23 protein-coding genes and 1 pseudogene are annotated in these 16,100 nt (G+C 43.1%); 15 read left to right on the top strand and 9 right to left on the bottom strand.

Annotated features, from left to right (window positions below):
• Positions 1 to 387 precede the first annotated feature (387 nt).
• Positions 388 to 516 carry a hypothetical protein gene (locus ACM6JA_RS25720; RefSeq protein ID WP_414854678.1) on the top strand — a complete coding sequence of 43 codons (129 nt, stop codon included), beginning with the start codon at positions 388 to 390 and terminating at the stop codon, positions 514 to 516.
• 215 nt (positions 517 to 731) lie between these two features.
• On the opposite strand, the gene ACM6JA_RS25715 is transcribed toward ACM6JA_RS25720, so the two are convergent.
• Positions 732 to 926, bottom strand: coding sequence for an Ig-like domain-containing protein (locus ACM6JA_RS25715; protein ID WP_414854920.1), 195 nt, complete (start codon positions 924 to 926; stop codon positions 732 to 734).
• 427 nt (positions 927 to 1,353) lie between these two features.
• Here ACM6JA_RS25715 and ACM6JA_RS25710 point away from each other — a divergent pair, with 427 nt between their 5' ends.
• Together ACM6JA_RS25710 and ACM6JA_RS25705 are read left to right on the top strand one after the other, a co-directional pair.
• Positions 1,354 to 1,515, top strand: coding sequence for a hypothetical protein (locus ACM6JA_RS25710; RefSeq protein ID WP_414854677.1), 162 nt, complete (start codon positions 1,354 to 1,356; stop codon positions 1,513 to 1,515).
• 31 nt (positions 1,516 to 1,546) lie between these two features.
• Positions 1,547 to 1,819, top strand: a complete 273-nt coding sequence (locus tag ACM6JA_RS25705; RefSeq protein WP_414854927.1) for a hypothetical protein — start codon at positions 1,547 to 1,549, stop codon at positions 1,817 to 1,819.
• On the opposite strand, the gene ACM6JA_RS25700 is transcribed toward ACM6JA_RS25705, so the two are convergent.
• The 4 genes from ACM6JA_RS25700 to ACM6JA_RS25685 form a co-directional block, all read right to left on the bottom strand.
• On the bottom strand, positions 1,736 to 2,038 hold the full coding sequence (locus ACM6JA_RS25700) for a DUF1871 family protein (protein WP_414854676.1): 303 nt from the start codon (positions 2,036 to 2,038) through the stop codon (positions 1,736 to 1,738). The genes ACM6JA_RS25705 and ACM6JA_RS25700 overlap by 84 nt on opposite strands.
• A 645-nt stretch (positions 2,039 to 2,683) precedes the next feature.
• Positions 2,684 to 2,947 (bottom strand): hypothetical protein, encoded by a 264-nt coding sequence (locus ACM6JA_RS25695; RefSeq protein WP_414854675.1) that lies wholly within the window; start codon positions 2,945 to 2,947, stop codon positions 2,684 to 2,686.
• A 243-nt stretch (positions 2,948 to 3,190) separates the two neighbouring features.
• Complete coding sequence (locus ACM6JA_RS25690; RefSeq protein WP_414854674.1) at positions 3,191 to 3,544, bottom strand: hypothetical protein; 354 nt, start codon at positions 3,542 to 3,544, stop codon at positions 3,191 to 3,193.
• A 185-nt stretch (positions 3,545 to 3,729) separates the two neighbouring features.
• Positions 3,730 to 3,861, bottom strand: a complete 132-nt coding sequence (locus ACM6JA_RS25685; protein ID WP_255438263.1) for a hypothetical protein — start codon at positions 3,859 to 3,861, stop codon at positions 3,730 to 3,732.
• Positions 3,862 to 4,063: 202 nt separating this feature from the next.
• Between ACM6JA_RS25685 and ACM6JA_RS25680 the strand changes: the two are divergent.
• The 4 genes and pseudogenes from ACM6JA_RS25680 (at position 4,064) to ACM6JA_RS25665 (ending at position 6,580) form a co-directional block, all read left to right on the top strand.
• A pseudogene (locus ACM6JA_RS25680) lies at positions 4,064 to 4,455 on the top strand (ArpU family phage packaging/lysis transcriptional regulator).
• 240 nt (positions 4,456 to 4,695) lie between these two features.
• Positions 4,696 to 5,247 (top strand): hypothetical protein, encoded by a 552-nt coding sequence (locus ACM6JA_RS25675; protein ID WP_414854673.1) that lies wholly within the window; start codon positions 4,696 to 4,698, stop codon positions 5,245 to 5,247.
• On the top strand, positions 5,248 to 5,550 hold the full coding sequence (locus ACM6JA_RS25670) for a hypothetical protein (RefSeq protein WP_414854672.1): 303 nt from the start codon (positions 5,248 to 5,250) through the stop codon (positions 5,548 to 5,550). It begins immediately after the preceding gene.
• 529 nt (positions 5,551 to 6,079) lie between these two features.
• Positions 6,080 to 6,580 (top strand): hypothetical protein, encoded by a 501-nt coding sequence (locus ACM6JA_RS25665; RefSeq protein ID WP_414854671.1) that lies wholly within the window; start codon positions 6,080 to 6,082, stop codon positions 6,578 to 6,580.
• 283 nt (positions 6,581 to 6,863) lie between these two features.
• Here the strand turns inward: ACM6JA_RS25665 and ACM6JA_RS25660 are convergent, their stop codons facing one another.
• Positions 6,864 to 7,655: a DUF2935 domain-containing protein gene (locus ACM6JA_RS25660; protein ID WP_414854670.1), complete on the bottom strand. Its 792-nt coding sequence runs from the start codon at positions 7,653 to 7,655 to the stop codon at positions 6,864 to 6,866.
• Between the two features lie 207 nt (positions 7,656 to 7,862).
• Between ACM6JA_RS25660 and ACM6JA_RS25655 the strand changes: the two genes are divergently transcribed.
• Positions 7,863 to 7,985, top strand: a complete 123-nt coding sequence (locus ACM6JA_RS25655) for a hypothetical protein (RefSeq protein ID WP_414854669.1) — start codon at positions 7,863 to 7,865, stop codon at positions 7,983 to 7,985.
• Positions 7,986 to 8,198: 213 nt separating this feature from the next.
• Here ACM6JA_RS25655 and ACM6JA_RS25650 read toward each other — a convergent pair whose 3' ends face one another.
• Positions 8,199 to 9,029 (bottom strand): DUF2935 domain-containing protein, encoded by an 831-nt coding sequence (locus ACM6JA_RS25650; protein WP_414854919.1) that lies wholly within the window; start codon positions 9,027 to 9,029, stop codon positions 8,199 to 8,201.
• Positions 9,030 to 9,135: 106 nt separating this feature from the next.
• Here ACM6JA_RS25650 and ACM6JA_RS25645 point away from each other — a divergent pair, with 106 nt between their 5' ends.
• From ACM6JA_RS25645 to ACM6JA_RS25625, 5 genes are all read left to right on the top strand, one after another.
• Positions 9,136 to 9,630, top strand: coding sequence for a DUF1648 domain-containing protein (locus tag ACM6JA_RS25645; RefSeq protein ID WP_414854668.1), 495 nt, complete (start codon positions 9,136 to 9,138; stop codon positions 9,628 to 9,630).
• A gap of 137 nt (positions 9,631 to 9,767) precedes the next feature.
• Positions 9,768 to 10,193 carry a DMT family transporter gene (locus ACM6JA_RS25640; protein ID WP_007727844.1) on the top strand — a complete coding sequence of 142 codons (426 nt, stop codon included), beginning with the start codon at positions 9,768 to 9,770 and terminating at the stop codon, positions 10,191 to 10,193.
• Between the two features lie 23 nt (positions 10,194 to 10,216).
• A complete protein-coding gene (locus ACM6JA_RS25635) occupies positions 10,217 to 10,915 on the top strand; it encodes a Crp/Fnr family transcriptional regulator (protein WP_414854667.1) in 699 nt (232 codons plus the stop codon).
• A 21-nt stretch (positions 10,916 to 10,936) separates the two neighbouring features.
• Positions 10,937 to 11,404 carry a DMT family transporter gene (locus tag ACM6JA_RS25630; protein ID WP_414854666.1) on the top strand — a complete coding sequence of 156 codons (468 nt, stop codon included), beginning with the start codon at positions 10,937 to 10,939 and terminating at the stop codon, positions 11,402 to 11,404.
• Positions 11,405 to 11,506: 102 nt separating this feature from the next.
• Entirely contained in the window at positions 11,507 to 12,010 is a 504-nt protein-coding gene (locus ACM6JA_RS25625; protein ID WP_414854665.1) for a CarD family transcriptional regulator, read from the top strand.
• A 68-nt stretch (positions 12,011 to 12,078) separates the two neighbouring features.
• On the opposite strand, the gene ACM6JA_RS25620 is transcribed toward ACM6JA_RS25625, so the two are convergent.
• A complete protein-coding gene (locus ACM6JA_RS25620) occupies positions 12,079 to 13,047 on the bottom strand; it encodes a GNAT family N-acetyltransferase (RefSeq protein ID WP_414854664.1) in 969 nt (322 codons plus the stop codon).
• A gap of 151 nt (positions 13,048 to 13,198) precedes the next feature.
• Positions 13,199 to 14,266 (bottom strand): CapA family protein, encoded by a 1,068-nt coding sequence (locus ACM6JA_RS25615; protein WP_414854663.1) that lies wholly within the window; start codon positions 14,264 to 14,266, stop codon positions 13,199 to 13,201.
• Positions 14,267 to 14,417: 151 nt separating this feature from the next.
• Here ACM6JA_RS25615 and ACM6JA_RS25610 point away from each other — a divergent pair, with 151 nt between their 5' ends.
• Positions 14,418 to 15,587 (top strand): UDP-N-acetylmuramoyl-tripeptide--D-alanyl-D-alanine ligase, encoded by a 1,170-nt coding sequence (locus ACM6JA_RS25610; RefSeq protein ID WP_414854918.1) that lies wholly within the window; start codon positions 14,418 to 14,420, stop codon positions 15,585 to 15,587.
• Between the two features lie 148 nt (positions 15,588 to 15,735).
• Positions 15,736 to 16,068, top strand: a complete 333-nt coding sequence (locus ACM6JA_RS25605; RefSeq protein WP_414854662.1) for a transporter — start codon at positions 15,736 to 15,738, stop codon at positions 16,066 to 16,068.
• The last annotated feature ends 32 nt before the right edge of the window (positions 16,069 to 16,100 follow it).

The raw sequence follows: 16,100 nt of genomic DNA, 5'->3' as shown, positions 1-16,100 counted from the left end.
TACGAGACATCAGTGGCAGAACAGCAGCAGAAGGTGCAATAAGCGTCTTGTAGTGACTTTGGCAGCGGGTATGAAATTTGTCAGCCGCTATCTTGCTCCTGTGTAGTATGAATGAAAAAGTCTCACAAGAGCAGATCAGAGGCGATCACGGCAGCTGGGATGCAAGTTGTCGTCGTCTTTCAGTGAAGAACAAACGATCCTACTGGTGAGCAATCAATGGCAGAAGGGACAGAAAAGCAGCGTGCCAGGAAGCCAGGTTGATCGGTTAGCCTGGAGGTAGGGCTATATATTTTGTGGTTGACGAACCTCTCAGGGCTACTATTATTCCGATCGGTGGTATCAGGATTGCAGACATAATATGCACTTGATAATTGCGCAATCGAACAGATGGCAAAGCGTAGGAAGGAACATGAACACGTCATCAACATGCTGGCAACGAAGGTGATGGGATGGGAAAAGCATGAAGTAGAGCTTGATCTAACCGATGGAGGGACGAAAAAGTTTTTTAACTCTTAGCGGAAGAATGGAATAGAGGTTGCAACTCACTGGCAGCCACTCTACAACATAGCCGCAAAAGGACGATTGAGGCGATTGAGACGCGTGCTTAACACAACGGTAATTTTGTAAAGAAGGAAGAGACTTTCAGTAATGAAAAAAATACACCCCTGGATATCCAAAGGGTGCGTTAATGTAATTTCTGCATTTACATGATCATGAAGCACCAGAAATGGCTAATGCATATCGACTTGGAAAGCATCCCAGACTGTTGCTCCTTTGGCATCAGTGGCTGTGATTGTCATTGTAACGATACCTATTTGACTGGGAAATCTAGAAATTTGTACGATTCCCGATGTATTTACAGTGGCTGTAGCGGTACTTCCATCAATCGAGGAAACCGAGAAGGTCAAAGGTTCTCCATCCGGCAGTAATTAACACAACAGTAATTGGGGATAATGGGCTCAATTACCTACTTAAGACAAAACAAAAACCCACTGTCGCCAGTGAGTTGAAATTTTTTGTATCCCGACTTATGTTAAAAGACTGCTTTTCTCAGCAGGTCAAGCTGCAGCGTCCAACAAATGTTACGCACCATTGTGTCATATTAGGCTCGTGCAAGTCTGGATTCACTAGATTTACAAATTTCACCTGTACATCTAAATCAAACAAATCTTGTTTTTGCATTGTTAGCCCCTCCTAATAATGTGGTTTTATTTACAATAAATGGTAACACTAAAACGGTTTTTAGTAAAGTGCATGCATAGATATTTAGTTTTATAGAGAGTACGGCGGGTGAAGCCGTTACTTCGAAATGGGAACACAACACACGATTTGATAAATGGGAGGGTGAAAGGAATGTCGTGGAACCTGATAAATAAAGGCGACAAAAGGGCGCTGGCTCTGGCTGATCGGCATTACACCCGCCAGAAGCCAGGTAGCAACCAGTTTTGTCGACCGGGAAAGAATCTGGTTCTACTCACCGAGGATGAAAAGGCTTTGTGGGTGACATGGCATTAGAGACGACGGCTAGGATGCGTGGGAATGCACCTTGTTTCGGAACGAAGGAGACTACCTTTCTAGCCACTTGATCGTTCTGGCGCTGGGAATTACGCGACATATGTGCGGCATACCGCCAGCAGACGGCATGATCACATACGTAGGCAAACAATTGCGGGGCGGATGCTTTCACGCGGCGGGCTTTCGAAAGGCGGGAACCAGCAAACGCGGAAAACAGTTACTACAACTCCAAGTCGACCGTTTTCCACCACCGATGGAGCCTGCTGAGGCCGGACTGTTCCGGCACGAGATCGTAATAGCATGAGGATACACAATGTGTATTCAGAGAATGTTCGTCATCGAAGTATTCGATGAAAATGCTATCTACATGTTTGGCCAACTCTTCAGGGGTGCTGTAGTTAGATTGAAGAAGTTTAATAATCTCATTTATTTCAAATCGGTAATGATCGTGTTCGGGATCTATACCAACTAACCCAATCGGGTCCCATCGATCAATAATGTTTTTTACTTTAGCATAAATCAATTGCTTTACCTCAAAATTTGTCAGTCAAAATACAATACCATAAATAAGGACCGCCTTTAACTCATTAGTTATTGAGTAAAAAGAGACCCCTAGGATTTCCTAAGGGTTCGTCGATGGAAGATACTTCACCACTTATTCCATCACTCGCTGTAATAGTACCAGTAGTTTGGCCTGCTTTTAATGCGGTGAAGTTAGCATTACCAGTTGAACAGTCAATGGATACTTGAGCAATACTACTGTCACTTAGAGTAATGGAATAAGTTAGAGGATCATCGTCGGGGTCCCTAATAGAATCCGAAAACTCGAGTAGTCCATTCGGGAATCTCAAAGTTAATTGGAAAACATCGATTTGCTTGATAATTATAGGTTTGTGATTGCTATTCTCGACTTTTTCCCTTCTGTTTGTGAGGGTTTTTGTTCGAGCCTACACCGGGCAGGCAACTTTCATCGCACACGGCGTTCATCAACGGATAAGAAAGTTTTTACAACGGGCAACTTTAACATAGGTCATATATTCAAATCTGTCTTCTAACTAAAGTTAACCCATTTAGTGGTAGCTTTAGAAATGAACCTAGTTAAACAAAAAAATCGATTTGATAAACAAGATGATCGCTCCAATGAAGAGACATCAGAAATCTTGAAATATCACCTTTCCATAACGGCTTCATCGAAAATTTTTCTGTAATGGTGCAAATCAAATTGAGAGGTTAATGCGTTGACTGTTGACCAAAATTCATCTTCATTGAAGCCAACAAAATCTACGACGATAAACTCTGCGAGATTATGGAATGCATGCGCTATACGGAAATTTCTATAAAAGGTAGCCTCGTCAAAAGCACCACTGTTTTTTAGGTCTAGGAAAGCTTGATGAATTAATTTCTTATAAGCGATCTTCTTTACTTCAGTCATCAGATCATCTCCTTTTCCTGATTAAATAGGACAGGGGGGTGGAAATTCCTGCGTGAAGAAAGCAGTTGATCTGTCAAAACATTACTTGTGAGAAGGGGAGGAAGGAATGCAGCAGACATAATTTTGCTAGCGAAAAGATTTAACTCCTGCAAGAAGACAGGAGTCAAAAATGTTTTCTCGCTATATCGAGACTTCTGACGAAACCGAAGCAATTGCACAACTGCGTGTCCATCAAATTTCCTTTTATGGCGATTTAGTTATTACCCAAGTAAATACTCTTCTAAAAAAGCCAGTTGGGTTATAGATACGCATAAACCATCTATCTAGTCCAAGTGGGTAATTTTGAAGCACATATACAGGTTCATTTTGTTCAATGAGCCATCCAGCACTGATAACCCTCCTAGTACCTTCTGGTGCTGGTATCAAGTTAATATTTTCATATGAATATGGTCGAATCTCGATGGGCAGAAAACGGTGGCGCCAAAAGCCATTTCCGAGACTATCTGTTATACGTATATTTTTCCGACTTAGGGTGATGATTTTTGTCCGTTTTACACCTCTTTTTTTCACAATCTTGGATGATGATTTTTTTTTCATGTTTTCACCTTCTACGCTTATTTACGTTTCGTAGGATCAACATATGAAGGAAAAGAGATAATGCTTGGACTAATTTACATGAGTTAAAAAAATGGGGGAATTCAATAATTAGAGCTCAGACAGAACAATTTGAACCCAGAACTGCTGCAGGCTATTCAACACAAGAGAAATTGTGATGAACTATGTTAATCCTTTTTATCGATTAACTTGGTAAGCAGGTCTTCGATTCTCTGTAAATGTTGATTGGTTTGCTTCAGCAGATAATACAAATTCACAATTGAGATCATTACCACAATCCCAAAAACTAATACATCCATTTTAATACCACCTTAATTGGTAATCATTGGGTAATTTGTACCTTTGTGAATGATAGCATTAAAGTAAATAAATCGCGATAATTAACAAAATATTTCGGGAGTAAAAAAATAGACAAAAAATAAGTCCCCAATCAGGGAGCCCTAATAATTTCTTTAACCAAGAAAATTATTCCATGGGCTACTACGAGTGGGAATTGGAAAGATGAGCGCACAAGAGCAACTGTCATTTCTGGAACTAGTAGATGAAAAAGAAGTCAGAAAGGCTGTTGTCAAAGCATTAAAAGAATATAAAGCCTTTCGTGTTGCTGTACAAAATAAAAAGGAGCGACAGGAGAAGGGGATCGATCAACTGTTTCCACAGCTTCAAAGGTCTGAGTCCACGAATGAGTTGAAAGCACGACAGATCGAAAGGGCTTTACAGTAATCGTTGGATGAAGTAGAGCGTCAGATCATCGAAGAGAAGTATGTCAGCACGTCCAGAGTGAAGGACATCAATGTATATCTGGATTTAGGTTTGACAAAACAAAAGACCAATTCTACACAATAAAGAAAGAGGCAATTATGCAAATTGCTACGGTGCTCGGTATGATCTGAGTGTCTTTTTTCATGAAATAAGCCTCAAGAGCGACTGAGATGGTTAAATTGATGCCTCTATTCGATAATGAAATTTAAAGTAATAATGGGAAGATTACGCCTATACCGTAGCCTTCCAAAAGATCGACTATGATATAAATTTGAAGTGGTACTAATCCCAATATTTGGTATGACTATTTTTACAAGTCCATTGATCAAAGCATGAATTATATTCGAAAGAAAAAGAAATAATGTGAATTGGTGGGGAATAAAATGCGTAAATATATAATTGGAACTTTATTTGAATTATTAATAGGAGGATCGATAAGTGTACATGCTGAAGTGATTAATTTGGTTGGTAAGGTTATTGAGGGAGAGCTGCCAGTAAACATTAATGGCAAAACACTTAATAATAGGGCAATAGTTGTTGATGGAACATCATACCTGCCAGTTCATGCAATAGGGGACACATTAGGATATAATGCTTCATTCGTCCCAAATGAAGGGATCAAGCTATATCCTAAATTTGATGAAGAAAGACTTGAAATTAAGTATTTTCCGATTGTCAATATAAATAATACGTACACAAAAAACTCTGATGATTATTATTATTTGGAATCTGACGGAAATCAATATGTTTCTGTTAATAGTTTAATTGGACCTTATGACTTTTATTGGCCAAAACCGGATACAGCGGTGTTTCATCCATTGTTAGTGACCGAGAAGTCGAAGTTGGACACTAACGGTATTTTCAATAAAAAAGCAGAGTATTGGGGGTTAAGCGAGTATGGTGAATACTATAATGAAAACTAAGTGAAAAACTTTTACAACGAGTACAGCCCGACAGGTGTTGACCAGTGGTTGCTTGAAAATGCTCAGAATAAATTACAGCCCGGGTCTACTCCTGAAGGAATGGTCTCTCCTGTGTACAGTAAAGAAACAAGAGGAATTATTGATTTCTTGATGAGTAAAAAAGATACGAAATATGCCTCTGTTATACAGAATTTCTCGGAACAATTACTTTCGGAGGCAAAATCAAATGCAGCAATGGATTCCGAATTTTTATTAACAGGCTATGTGGTGGAAACATTGAGACGTACCTTCAAAAGCGTTTGAATGAGAATTTCTTGCTAAATAGCGATGACCCTCGCAGTGTCGAGTCGAAAAGCGTTACAAAAGGACTGGGGATGCTAAAAGAGAGGAAGGCAACCTTAGAGAACAGGAACAGAGGGAGCGCCTTCAATACTTACGTGAAATCGATAACGATCCACTCCTAAAGAGTAGCTACAAGAAGCAGATGGTTGAAGAAATGACACGCCCTACTTCTCCGTCGTCGTAAGCAACGTCACTGATTCCTACCTTAGTTGATCATTTGAGCAAACTTCAGCAAAATCCAATAGAGGTTCACTCAAACAATAATTTACGTGTTACTGTTGAAGATAATCGTGCGGTTCAAGTGCAAACGGAAGGTATTTCAAACTACGCCTCACGAACTTATAACGATCGAACTTTAACGCCACAACAAACAGTAAAAATGAGGCAATTAGAATAAAGTCGAATTCTGTCGGAATATATGCAATGAAAGATGCCTTGTATGATGGGATAATTGATGATAATAATTTCGTCCTGTCGAAAGGTGATTCCAATGCTGAAATCAAAAATCCTTATTATTTTTACACTGCTTTTTTCATTAATAGTACTGCCAGGGTGTGGAACAGATGCAGTGCAGGAAGATTTGCTGAATTATATAAATAACGAAGTACCTAAAATTGCGTCACTTGAGAAAAAAGCGATAGCTGATTATTCCGCAGTGTCAGGGGCAAACTTCCAAGATGACGATGTTATGTACGAAACGTTGACCCAGAAAGTTATACCGACTTATTCACAGTTCATAGGGGAACTAGAAAAGATTAGGCCGTCTACTCCTGAAGTACAAGAAGTTCACGAACAGTTTATTGAAGCTGCTACTTCTCAACATAGTGGGTTTGTCATGGTCGTATCAGCACTTGAGAAGCAAGATTATGCTGAGATTGCTAAAGCTAATGAGAATCTAGCAGAAGGAAGAAAATTAATGCGAGAGTATCACGCTGCTGTTAAAAATCTTGCTGATTCTCACGGTGTTACAATTACAATGCCTAGTAATTAAGCATGTAAGATGGGTCGAATAAATGACCCATCTCTTTTTATACGGAGGTAAACATATGGCTCTGAGTTTCGAAACTAACCGTGGAACAATGAAGTGGCCGTACAATCCACAATCTATTGGGTTTGACAGCAAAAAACTGATTGTCGAACATAAATATCCACATCGGCAGGGTGCTGAATTCGTTTTTATGTCTAGGCTAATCTGTTGTTCCCAGGTACGACCAATAGCAATCGCCCGTAAGATACACTTTGCATAAAGTGACAATCTTACGGGTGAATTTTTGCTACTTGGCGTGTGTAAGGGATACCTCAAAGGCATCTAAAATCTCTAGAAAATGCGAGGCTTCTCTAAATACATGGTCAGCGAGTAATGGGGGGATTATGCTCTTAATTTTGCATTCCTCAATCAGATCACGAGCAGTTTTTTTGAAGTCACGCAATTGACGGACGGATACACGATTTTGATCGACAAATTGATTCAGTAGCGGTTGCGTTTGAGACTGGGGGCGCATGGAATCAAGATCCTGAGCTTGGAACAATAATTGATCAAAATCATGACTAAACTCTCTAGCTTGATCCACTAGCTTTCTTTCGGAAGGATCGAGCAAATGGTTAATAAATTTCGCATGGTCGGCCATGATTCGTAGGAAGAAGACATTCTCATTAATCACCGCATCAGGTAAGGGATCAAGGTTTCCTGTATTCAGTTGTTCTAATCGATTTCGAAAATAGGCGGCTTCCCTGCTCACGTGATCGACCAACAGCGGAAAGTTATTACCACCGATTTTGCAACGAATAATGAGTCCGAGTACTTTGCGTTTAAAAGCCCAAATATATGAAACGGCATTGTGAACGATTTGATTAAAGTCATAGATTCGTTGAGGGTCTACGTCAGAAGAAAAGGAAAGTGCTTGGCTTTCAATTTCTTCAAAAATGCAGTAAAAGCGATTCGCTTCTTCAATTAATTTTGTGTCTTCGCAGTTAAAGCCCAATTTGAGAAACAGGGAGTGTTCTTTCATGATGCGAGACCAAAAACGTATTTCCTCTAATGATCGATCAACAAAAACATCTGTCATTTTGTACCTCCGCATAAGGATTTGGGCGGACCATAGCCCATTTTCCACTATTGATCACACATGATGTATGTCTATGCGTTTACCCAGTTTCGTGAATGGGCATGAGCACAGATTCAAAAAAAGAATGATGCCCATTTCTCCATACGATTGTTTCGGGCGTTTTCTGGCTTGTCCCATAAAAAAAACTCCCAATAACGGGAGTTTTCCATGTCAAAAACGACGCATCGAATGAATTTGCGTTCTGTGGTGATGGGCCCGCATGCGATGGAAGTGTTCTCTTTCTCTAAAGGTATGATGACGCATGCGATCATGACGATGTTCAAAAGCTAAAGAGCGAAAACGTTCTGCTTGCCTCATGTGGTGATGCATTCGGTGTCTATGATGCTCAATCGGATCCATGACACTTCCCCCTTAACGTTGGTACTTTATAGGATATGAGGACAGCTTCCTGCTTGCTTATGCATGAGTGGATATCGCAAAGAAAGAATGAAAAAGAGGCGTAAAGCCCTTAGCTTTCGCCCTGTTCTGAAAATGGTGAATCTTTTACTCGATTCGCGGTCTGGTCGGGAAACAGTCAGGTGATTGCACGTCGGCAACCTCAGATAGCTTCATCAAATAGTAGCATTCTTCTCGAGACATATGGTCAGCCATGAGCGGGGAGAAGACTCCTAGCAATTCATCGCGCATCCGCATCTCTTCCAATTCATGCAAGAATACCTGAAAAAGCTTCATTTCCATTTCTGCTTGATGGTTAAAACGGCGTAGTGCCGGGAAGTTATTCAGGTTTGTCCGGAGATATCCGGCTAATTCCACCGCTTTTAGGTAAAAATGCTCGAACTTTTTGGTGAATTGTTCACTTTTGAGCTGATAGTCTTTTTCCACCATGTCTAAAAGGGAAGAGATGGTGGCTGCATGCCCTACCGCATCGGAAAGCCAGAGGATGTGGAGATCTACCGGGTGGTTGGCAGGTGGCAAGCTTCCGGAGAGGAAAGCATGTAAGATTCGTTCATATTCTTCTAGTTCATTGACCATGTGGTTCATAAACGTGGGTGGAAGACTGATGGATATTTTACTGATGAGGTGCCTTTCTAGAATATGGAGTTTAAAATCACGGAGTTGTTGGGTGAGTGCACTTGCTTGCTGGTTGAGTGTGTGAAGTTCATCGGAAGAGAGGCTTTGCCTGGCGTTATCCAGTAAGTTATCGAATGACACGATAAAGTATACGGCTCTTTCAATCTCACGCTCTTCATTCGGAGCGAGTGATTGAAAAATAAAGCGGGCATGATCTCCCAGAATTTGTAGCCAAAAACGATGCTCAAACAACATACTTTCTCGCAATTGGTCGTTCACTGTTGTTCCCTCCTTACTCCACATCAAGATATGTAAAAACGCCCAGAAGTGTGTGACGGATTGACCTTGACTCACAAATGGACAGAAATGGTAAAATGTTTGTAGGAGGAGCAGCAGTAGGGGGGAAAATATGAAGAGACCAATTATAGAAATACCAAAGACAGGCAACGAATGGTTATGGGATGTAGTTGGTTGTTTATTTTTCGTGGGATCGCTACTCTTTTTAGTCTTTGCATGGAATAAGCTTCCTGACGAGGTGCCTGCCCATTACAATGCTTTGGGGGAAGTAGATCGCTGGGGCTCAAAATGGGAACTGCTTCTTTTACCTGGAATTGGCGTCTTTATTATTTTCCTCATGCAGGTACTCGAAAAACATCCGGAGCTCCATAACTATCCGGCGCGCTTCACTGAATCGAATGCCGAGCAGTTTTATTTGCACAGTCGAAAAATCGTGAACCAAATAAAAAATAGCTGCTTAATTATATTTTCCGTAATCTTGTTGGAGTCGATTTCCATTGCTCTAGGATGGGGAGGCGGCTTTGGGAAATGGTTTCTGCCGATCACCATCATTGGGATGATCGTTCTGCTTGTGATAGGAATCGTGAAACAAAGCAAGATTCAATGAGAAGAATGAGCGAGGGGTCCTTCTAAAGGGAAGGTCCTCTTCTTTGTTTTTTGCAACGAAAATCTGAGGACATATGTCCTTCCCTATCCACCTTGCGATCCTTTTTAATTAGGAACAGATCAGTGTGAGGTGAGAGGATGAAAGGGATTATTTTTGCTATTTTGGGCGGCGTTTTCATTACCTTGCAAGGTGTAGCGAATTCAAGAATCAGTCAGGATATTGGTACTTGGCAAACCGCGACACTTACGCAGTTAACGGGCTTCCTCACGGCTTTTTTACTCCTGTTGTTTTTTCGAGATGGAAAATGGCAGGCATACAGGCGAGTGAAACCGTTATATTTGACAGGTGGGGCATTCGCCGCGTTTATCATTTTTAGCAATGTTACGGCCATCCAGCATATCGGGGTAACCATGACAATTTCAGCTCTCTTGATTGCGCAGCTAAGCCTGACGTTTCTCATTGACAGTAATGGGTGGTTCGGTGTTGATAAACAAAAGATGAGGCTGCCGCATTTTATTGGGATCGGAATGATGATTCTGGGGGTACTAATACTGAGGGCCTGATGACGAGAGGGTGAAACAGAGGAATGAAGGAAATCGAAAATCGTGAGCTTTTGCAACAATATCTCCGTGACCATCAGTTAGCGTCTGTTTTTCATGAGCCTTTTTTGCCGCATTTGTCCTTGTTCCAATTTGATCAAGGGGAGCTCATTTGTGCTCAGGGCGAAACGGCCTGTCATCTGTATGTGTTAGTGAAGGGCAAAGTAAAGATTTTTACGACTTCCCCCGAAGGAAAAACCCTGATCCTTTCCTTTAAAAAGCCGCTTGAAGTGATCGGAGATATTGAGTACGTAAGGGGAATTTCTTATCTGAATTCGGTGGAAGCGGCCTCGTCTGTTCAGATGATCGGGATTCATTATCGCTGGTTGAAAAAATACGGTACAGACTACGCTCCACTCCTGCAATTTTTACTGCAAATCATTACGCATAAATTTTGTGTGAAGTCCAACTCATTAAGCATCAACCTTCTGTACCCAGTAGAAGTACGTTTCGCTCGTTATTTGTTGTCCGTTTCGATAGAAGAGTGGAATTCTGCCAACAAAGAACGGATCAGTACGAGCAATCTCTTGGATGCAGCGAATATGATTGGAACGAGCTACAGACATTTGAATCGGGTCATCCAGCAGTTCTGCAAGGAGGGACTGATTGAGCGTGCCAATGGATTCCTTCTGATCAAGGATAGGGAAGCTTTAGCTAAAATGGCGAGCGAGACTCCGAACGAATAATGAGACAGGAGTGTCAAAATCATGGTAGTCGGGATATTCTTCGCGTTACTGGCTGGCTTGTTGGTCAGCCTGCAAAATATTTTTAACAGGAAAGTAAGTGAAAAGGCAGGAACATGGTCTACCACGACACTTGTGCTTGGGATGGGATTTCTGTCTTCTTTGACGATGGGTCTCATTTTCGAAGGAAATCAGTTGTTTTCGCTTCCAGTTATGCAACCGTGGTACTGGTTCAGTGGCATGATCGGCGTTGGGGTAGTCTTTTGTCTGGTGCAAGGGATGAGACTGCTTGGCCCAACGTATGCCATCTCCATTGTTCTCACTGCCCAGCTTGGCTTTGCTTTATGGTCGGATTCAATCGGCTGGTTAGGGCTGGTTCAAGTGCCAATTACTTTTACGCAATTGTTTGGGGTTCTGGTCATTGTCGGGGGTGTGATCGCATTTAAACTAGGCGGCGAATGGCAACAGAAACGCTCAATGAGTAAGATGTAAATTTTTTGTTGACTTGATTTTAAACGTCATGATAAAATAAAAAATTTTAAATTCGATATTTGTGTTATAATGATTATAGATTGCTTTGAAGGAGGTGGACGTATGTTTCAAGTTGGAGACAAGGTTTTTTATCCGATGCACGGAGCAGGCGTAATCGAGGCGATGGAGGAGAAAGAATTTCTGGGTGAAAAACACCTCTATTATTTGCTCAATATGCTGCTGAAAGAGTTAAACATCATGGTCCCGGTTGAAAAGATGTCCGCTCTTGGTATTCGAAAGGTGGTCGAAGCCGACATTCTGGAGAATGTTTTGGCCGCCATGCGAGAGGGGCAACGCGACACCGCCTTGAATGCAGCGCAGCGCTACAAGCTTCATACAGAAAAAATGAAGAGTGGCGATATTTACGAGCAATCTGAGGTCATTCGCGATTTGGTTGGTATGAGTAAAGAAAAAGTATTGGGAACGAGTGACAAAGTGATGCTGGATAATGCGCAGCAGCTCCTCATTAGTGAGATTGAACTGGTAAAAGACGTAGATACGGTACAGGCAACAGTAATGCTAAAGCAAGCTGTATGCCCAGAAGAAATGTCTGAAATTGTCCCATAAATATTGTCCATACAAGGGAAGCAAGGGGAGTGATTGTTATTGCAATCGCCCCCTTTTTTGTATGTCTGTTAGAGCAACAAGCCGCGATCCAGGGAAAATTCTTGGCGACTGGCAAACTGGTGGTATCCAGCACGTAAAAAGGCTTTGGCCATTGGCGTGTTTTTTACATCGGTATCTGCGCGGATGTACGTTTCACCTGCTTTTACAAGAACGTCTGTGGCCTGCTTCAGCAATCGATCTATATAGCCGTGTCCTCTTTGCTCGGGGAGAACACCTATGTATCCAATCGTGGCAAAGGTAGGGCTCACCGTAGGCATCAAAAAACCAATAAGCTCATTTTTTGCTGTATAGGCAAGCTGCCACCATTCCGGTTCGTACTTCATTTGTTGTAAATCTTTGAACATTTCCTGTGCTTGGGCTAGAGGTCCTTTTTCCAAGCACTCCTCTGTAATTTGTTGATCATGGGTGAATTGTGAGACGCGCATGATGGCATCCACAAATGCAATCTCGCCAACCTCAGGAAGACTGCGGTACACGATCGGATCATGGGCTTCGTTTGACGGTATAACAGTTGCCTCAATCGGTGCATGCCATTCGAAGCGGTTTGTTTCCCGCATAATTCGAAAGCCGAGCGCTTCCAGAACATTTCTTCGCTCTTGGTGATCCGTTTGCCATTGGGGAGAGGAGGAAGGTGAATCCAGAACATAGCCGATTTTCTCCGAAAGATTCCCTGCCATGAGTGTAAAGACTTCGCGTAAGAAATGAGCTCCAAGCGAAGGACATTCTGTCTCTTTCCATGGAAGCTCCCACAAAACCAAATCAGTCGCTTGATTACTGCCAGGCAATGTCCAGAAGGCAAGACGACCAGCGATCTCACCCTGTACCTCCAGAACGAAGCACCAGTCCTGACGCATGGCTCTTTGTGTGAACATTTTGTCAAGGTAAGCAGCTATATCATCCCGAACGGACGCAAGATGATCCGGGAAGGCAAGAAATGCAGGTAAATCCTCCGAGTGGATACGGCGAACGGTGATCATGCAGGTCATCTCTCCTCAGTAACTATCTAAAGTTATTTTGTTGGTTACAAGGAGATTTTACCAAAATGTTCTGTGAATCGTCAATCGTGATCTATGTAGGAAAAGAGGAAGGGTAGGGAGCAAACTGCCTGCTCCCTCGTTTGCCCCAGTGTTATTCAATCAATACGCCACGCGACCTGCCTATGATGCGGATGGCACGATTCCACAGCAACTGGAGCTTTTTTCTCTGTAGGGGTCGCACATACAGATCAGGGCTTTTCAAATAGGAACGCATGGGGATGACACGAAAGCATATACGCCCTTGAATTACATAGCGTTGCGAAAAGGTCGGGATGACCGAAATTTGCTCGAATGAAATCTGATTCCTCTCATCCTTCTCGACAGTAAATCGCAGGATTGCTCCGCACTGAGATTGATCAAACGAGAGCATTTTCTCTGATGTGAAGTTGCCCAAAGAATACGCGACTAGTGTTTGTCTCTTTGTTCCGTGAGCAGTCGTGATACTCGGGGTGACAACAGGTTGCAGAACATGTGGATGAGCTCCGAGGATGACATCAGCACCGTTGTCGAGCAGGCTTTGTACGAGCTGTCGCTGGCGTGTCGTTGGTGTATAGCGGAATTCAATCCCAAAGTGAAGGGAGATGATCACAACATCGACGAGAGGACGGACTTTTCTCAGGTCGGATAATATTGTGTCAAGATGAAGAAGTCGGACAATCCATGGCGTATGAGCGGGGATCACCTGCTTGTTTGTCCCGTAGGTGTATGCAAGCATGGCGATGCGAATGCCGTTTACCTCCTTAATCAGGTAGCTATTTGCTTCCTCGGGGCTTCGATATGTTCCGGTATGAGCAAGCTTGTATCGATCCAAAACATCAAGAGTTCGGCAAAGTCCGGTTACTCCGCCATCCAGGCAGTGGTTATTCACTGTAGTCAATACGTTAAATCCAGAAGTTTTCAAGTCCCGAGCCAATTCATCTGGACAGTTGAAGCGAGGGTAACCGGTTCGTGCCGAACCGATTTGATAAGGCTGTGTTTTCCCGGAAAAGGTGGTTTCTAAATTGCCAATCGTGAGATCTGCCGCTGAGAGAATCGGTGCCACGGGATGAAACATATCCGTAAAAGAGAATTGATCTGTACCAGGCAGTCTGGCAGTTGCCACCTGCTCTTTCCACATCAGGATGTCACCTACAGCGGCGATGGTGGCCTTCTTTTTCATACGCTTCACCTCCCCTCCTACTCTATTCCAGAAGTCGTCCGTCTGATTTGGATTGTAGCGGAACGTTTTCATAGATAATGGTCTATACAGGCTGTCTATGTCGTTCATACAATAGGAAAGCTGATCGAGAGAAGAACGAGGCAAAGGGGTGATACCCGTGAAAAAGAAGAGAAGAGCTGCTGCTGTACCTGTAAAGACACTGATTCTCGACAAGCCGGTTATCGCTGTGACGGGAAGTGCAGGGAAGACCACAACAAAAGAAATGATCTATTCCATCCTGAATCTCCGCATGCCCACATATAAATCGATGTACAACAAGAACTTCCTGGGAAATACAAGAGCACATACCAAAAGAATTCGGGACGAGCACAAGGCCGCAGTGCTTGAGTATGGTATTTATCGAAGTGGTCATTTGCGACAGCATTGTAAAATCATACAGCCGTCGATGGGAGTCATTACGAATATTGGCACGGCTCATATCGGAAATTTTGGCGGTGATGCCAGGCAGCTGGCGTTAGCAAAAACGGAGTTAATTCGTCATATGAAACCCACAGGAACCATTTTTCTGAATTGGGACTGTCCCTATTCTCGCCAGTTTATTCAACAGCCTTATCTGGGTTCGTTCACGGGAAAAATCATAACATTTGGCAAGGAGCAGGAGGCGGACTATAAGGCGGGGAGAACGAAAATAGAGGGCAATGGGTTTCAATTCGAATGTTCTTTGCGCGGAGAAAAGGAATCATTTTTTGTCCCCATTCCCGGCGAGCATAATTTGTACAACGCGCTGGCTGCTATCGCAGTCGCACATACGATGGGGATTCCCGTCGATGATATTCGTCGTGGGTTAAGCCAGTTTCGCGGACAGCGAAAACGACTAACCAGCTATCGACTCGCGAATAACATTCAGGTGCTGGATGATACCTACAGCTCGAATCCAGATGCGGCCAAGGCAGCGATTGATGTGTTAAGCCAGGTAGGGCATACCACAAAGATCGCGGTGCTCGCCAGTATGTTGGAAATGGGCACATACGACGTGAAAGGTCATGAGGATGTCGGGAAATATTTGAGTCAAAAAAATGTAGACTACTTATATACGCTGGGAAGAAGTGCTAGGTATATTGCCAGAGCAGCGATTCTCTCCGGTTTTCCGGCAAATCGGGTCAGGCATTGCTTGAGCAAGGCAGGCTTGCATCGTCGTCTAGCACAACAGCTGAAGCCAAATACAGCCTTCCTCGTAAAAGGATCAAATCGGTTGAAAATGGGAGAGACTGTACAGTTTTTGTGCAGAGTAACAGCCAATCGAAACACTCCGAAAGGGTGAAAGAGTGGGGACGCCTGCGGGGTGGCGGACAAGGACTTTATATACAGGCTATTGCGGAAAAAATAGGTGAATGACGGCGGGCAAACGCACATACCATCTGTGCGTTTGCTGCATTTCCTATAGGGAGACTAGTAGGAGGTGACACGTCATGTCATATCAATTTCCCCCTGGCGGTCCAGAAGGTTCCCCAGGTTCCCCCGGTTCACCGGGAGGTTTTCCCCCTCCGCCACCAGGCCCTCCACCGAGCAGGACGCCAAGTGCACCGGGAGCAAGAGGTTATGGGGGAACACGTCGGATTGATGCTGGCGGATTCTATCCCTGTTTATATCGTTACACGTACGTTTGGCTGCGAAATGGTCGCTCTTTCTGGTTCTACCCCGTCTATGTCAGTCGTAACTCTGTAACCGGTTATCGCTGGAGAGGGAATCGATGGGAGTATTACGGGACAGACCTGAATCGAATCGCCTATTTTACATGCTAACTTCATTCACAAGCAAAAAGGCCATTCCCTGG

The sequence above is a fragment of the Brevibacillus sp. IT-7CA2 genome (assembly GCF_949767855.1).
Lineage (GTDB): Bacteria > Bacillota > Bacilli > Brevibacillales > Brevibacillaceae > Brevibacillus.
Note: the sequence above shows the minus strand (reverse complement) of the source record. Positions and strands in the feature narration are given on the sequence as shown.

What these genes read in the sequence shown, in the direction of transcription:
- ACM6JA_RS25720 (WP_414854678.1), top strand. Translation starts at nt 388, where the DNA reads ATGGCAAAGCGTAGGAAGGAACATGAACACGTCATCAACATGCTGGCA.
- ACM6JA_RS25710 (WP_414854677.1), top strand. Translation starts at nt 1,354, where the DNA reads ATGTCGTGGAACCTGATAAATAAAGGCGACAAAAGGGCGCTGGCTCTG.
- ACM6JA_RS25695 (WP_414854675.1), bottom strand. Translation starts at nt 2,947, where the DNA reads ATGACTGAAGTAAAGAAGATCGCTTATAAGAAATTAATTCATCAAGCT.
- ACM6JA_RS25690 (WP_414854674.1), bottom strand. Translation starts at nt 3,544, where the DNA reads ATGAAAAAAAAATCATCATCCAAGATTGTGAAAAAAAGAGGTGTAAAA.
- ACM6JA_RS25685 (WP_255438263.1), bottom strand. Translation starts at nt 3,861, where the DNA reads ATGGATGTATTAGTTTTTGGGATTGTGGTAATGATCTCAATTGTGAAT.
- ACM6JA_RS25665 (WP_414854671.1), top strand. Translation starts at nt 6,080, where the DNA reads ATGCTGAAATCAAAAATCCTTATTATTTTTACACTGCTTTTTTCATTA.
- ACM6JA_RS25660 (WP_414854670.1), bottom strand. Translation starts at nt 7,655, where the DNA reads ATGACAGATGTTTTTGTTGATCGATCATTAGAGGAAATACGTTTTTGG.
- ACM6JA_RS25655 (WP_414854669.1), top strand. Translation starts at nt 7,863, where the DNA reads ATGTCAAAAACGACGCATCGAATGAATTTGCGTTCTGTGGTGATGGGC.
- ACM6JA_RS25650 (WP_414854919.1), bottom strand. Translation starts at nt 9,029, where the DNA reads ATGTGGAGTAAGGAGGGAACAACAGTGAACGACCAATTGCGAGAAAGT.
- ACM6JA_RS25645 (WP_414854668.1), top strand. Translation starts at nt 9,136, where the DNA reads ATGAAGAGACCAATTATAGAAATACCAAAGACAGGCAACGAATGGTTA.
- ACM6JA_RS25640 (WP_007727844.1), top strand. Translation starts at nt 9,768, where the DNA reads ATGAAAGGGATTATTTTTGCTATTTTGGGCGGCGTTTTCATTACCTTG.
- ACM6JA_RS25635 (WP_414854667.1), top strand. Translation starts at nt 10,217, where the DNA reads ATGAAGGAAATCGAAAATCGTGAGCTTTTGCAACAATATCTCCGTGAC.
- ACM6JA_RS25630 (WP_414854666.1), top strand. Translation starts at nt 10,937, where the DNA reads ATGGTAGTCGGGATATTCTTCGCGTTACTGGCTGGCTTGTTGGTCAGC.
- ACM6JA_RS25625 (WP_414854665.1), top strand. Translation starts at nt 11,507, where the DNA reads ATGTTTCAAGTTGGAGACAAGGTTTTTTATCCGATGCACGGAGCAGGC.
- ACM6JA_RS25620 (WP_414854664.1), bottom strand. Translation starts at nt 13,047, where the DNA reads ATGATCACCGTTCGCCGTATCCACTCGGAGGATTTACCTGCATTTCTT.
- ACM6JA_RS25615 (WP_414854663.1), bottom strand. Translation starts at nt 14,266, where the DNA reads ATGAAAAAGAAGGCCACCATCGCCGCTGTAGGTGACATCCTGATGTGG.
- ACM6JA_RS25605 (WP_414854662.1), top strand. Translation starts at nt 15,736, where the DNA reads ATGTCATATCAATTTCCCCCTGGCGGTCCAGAAGGTTCCCCAGGTTCC.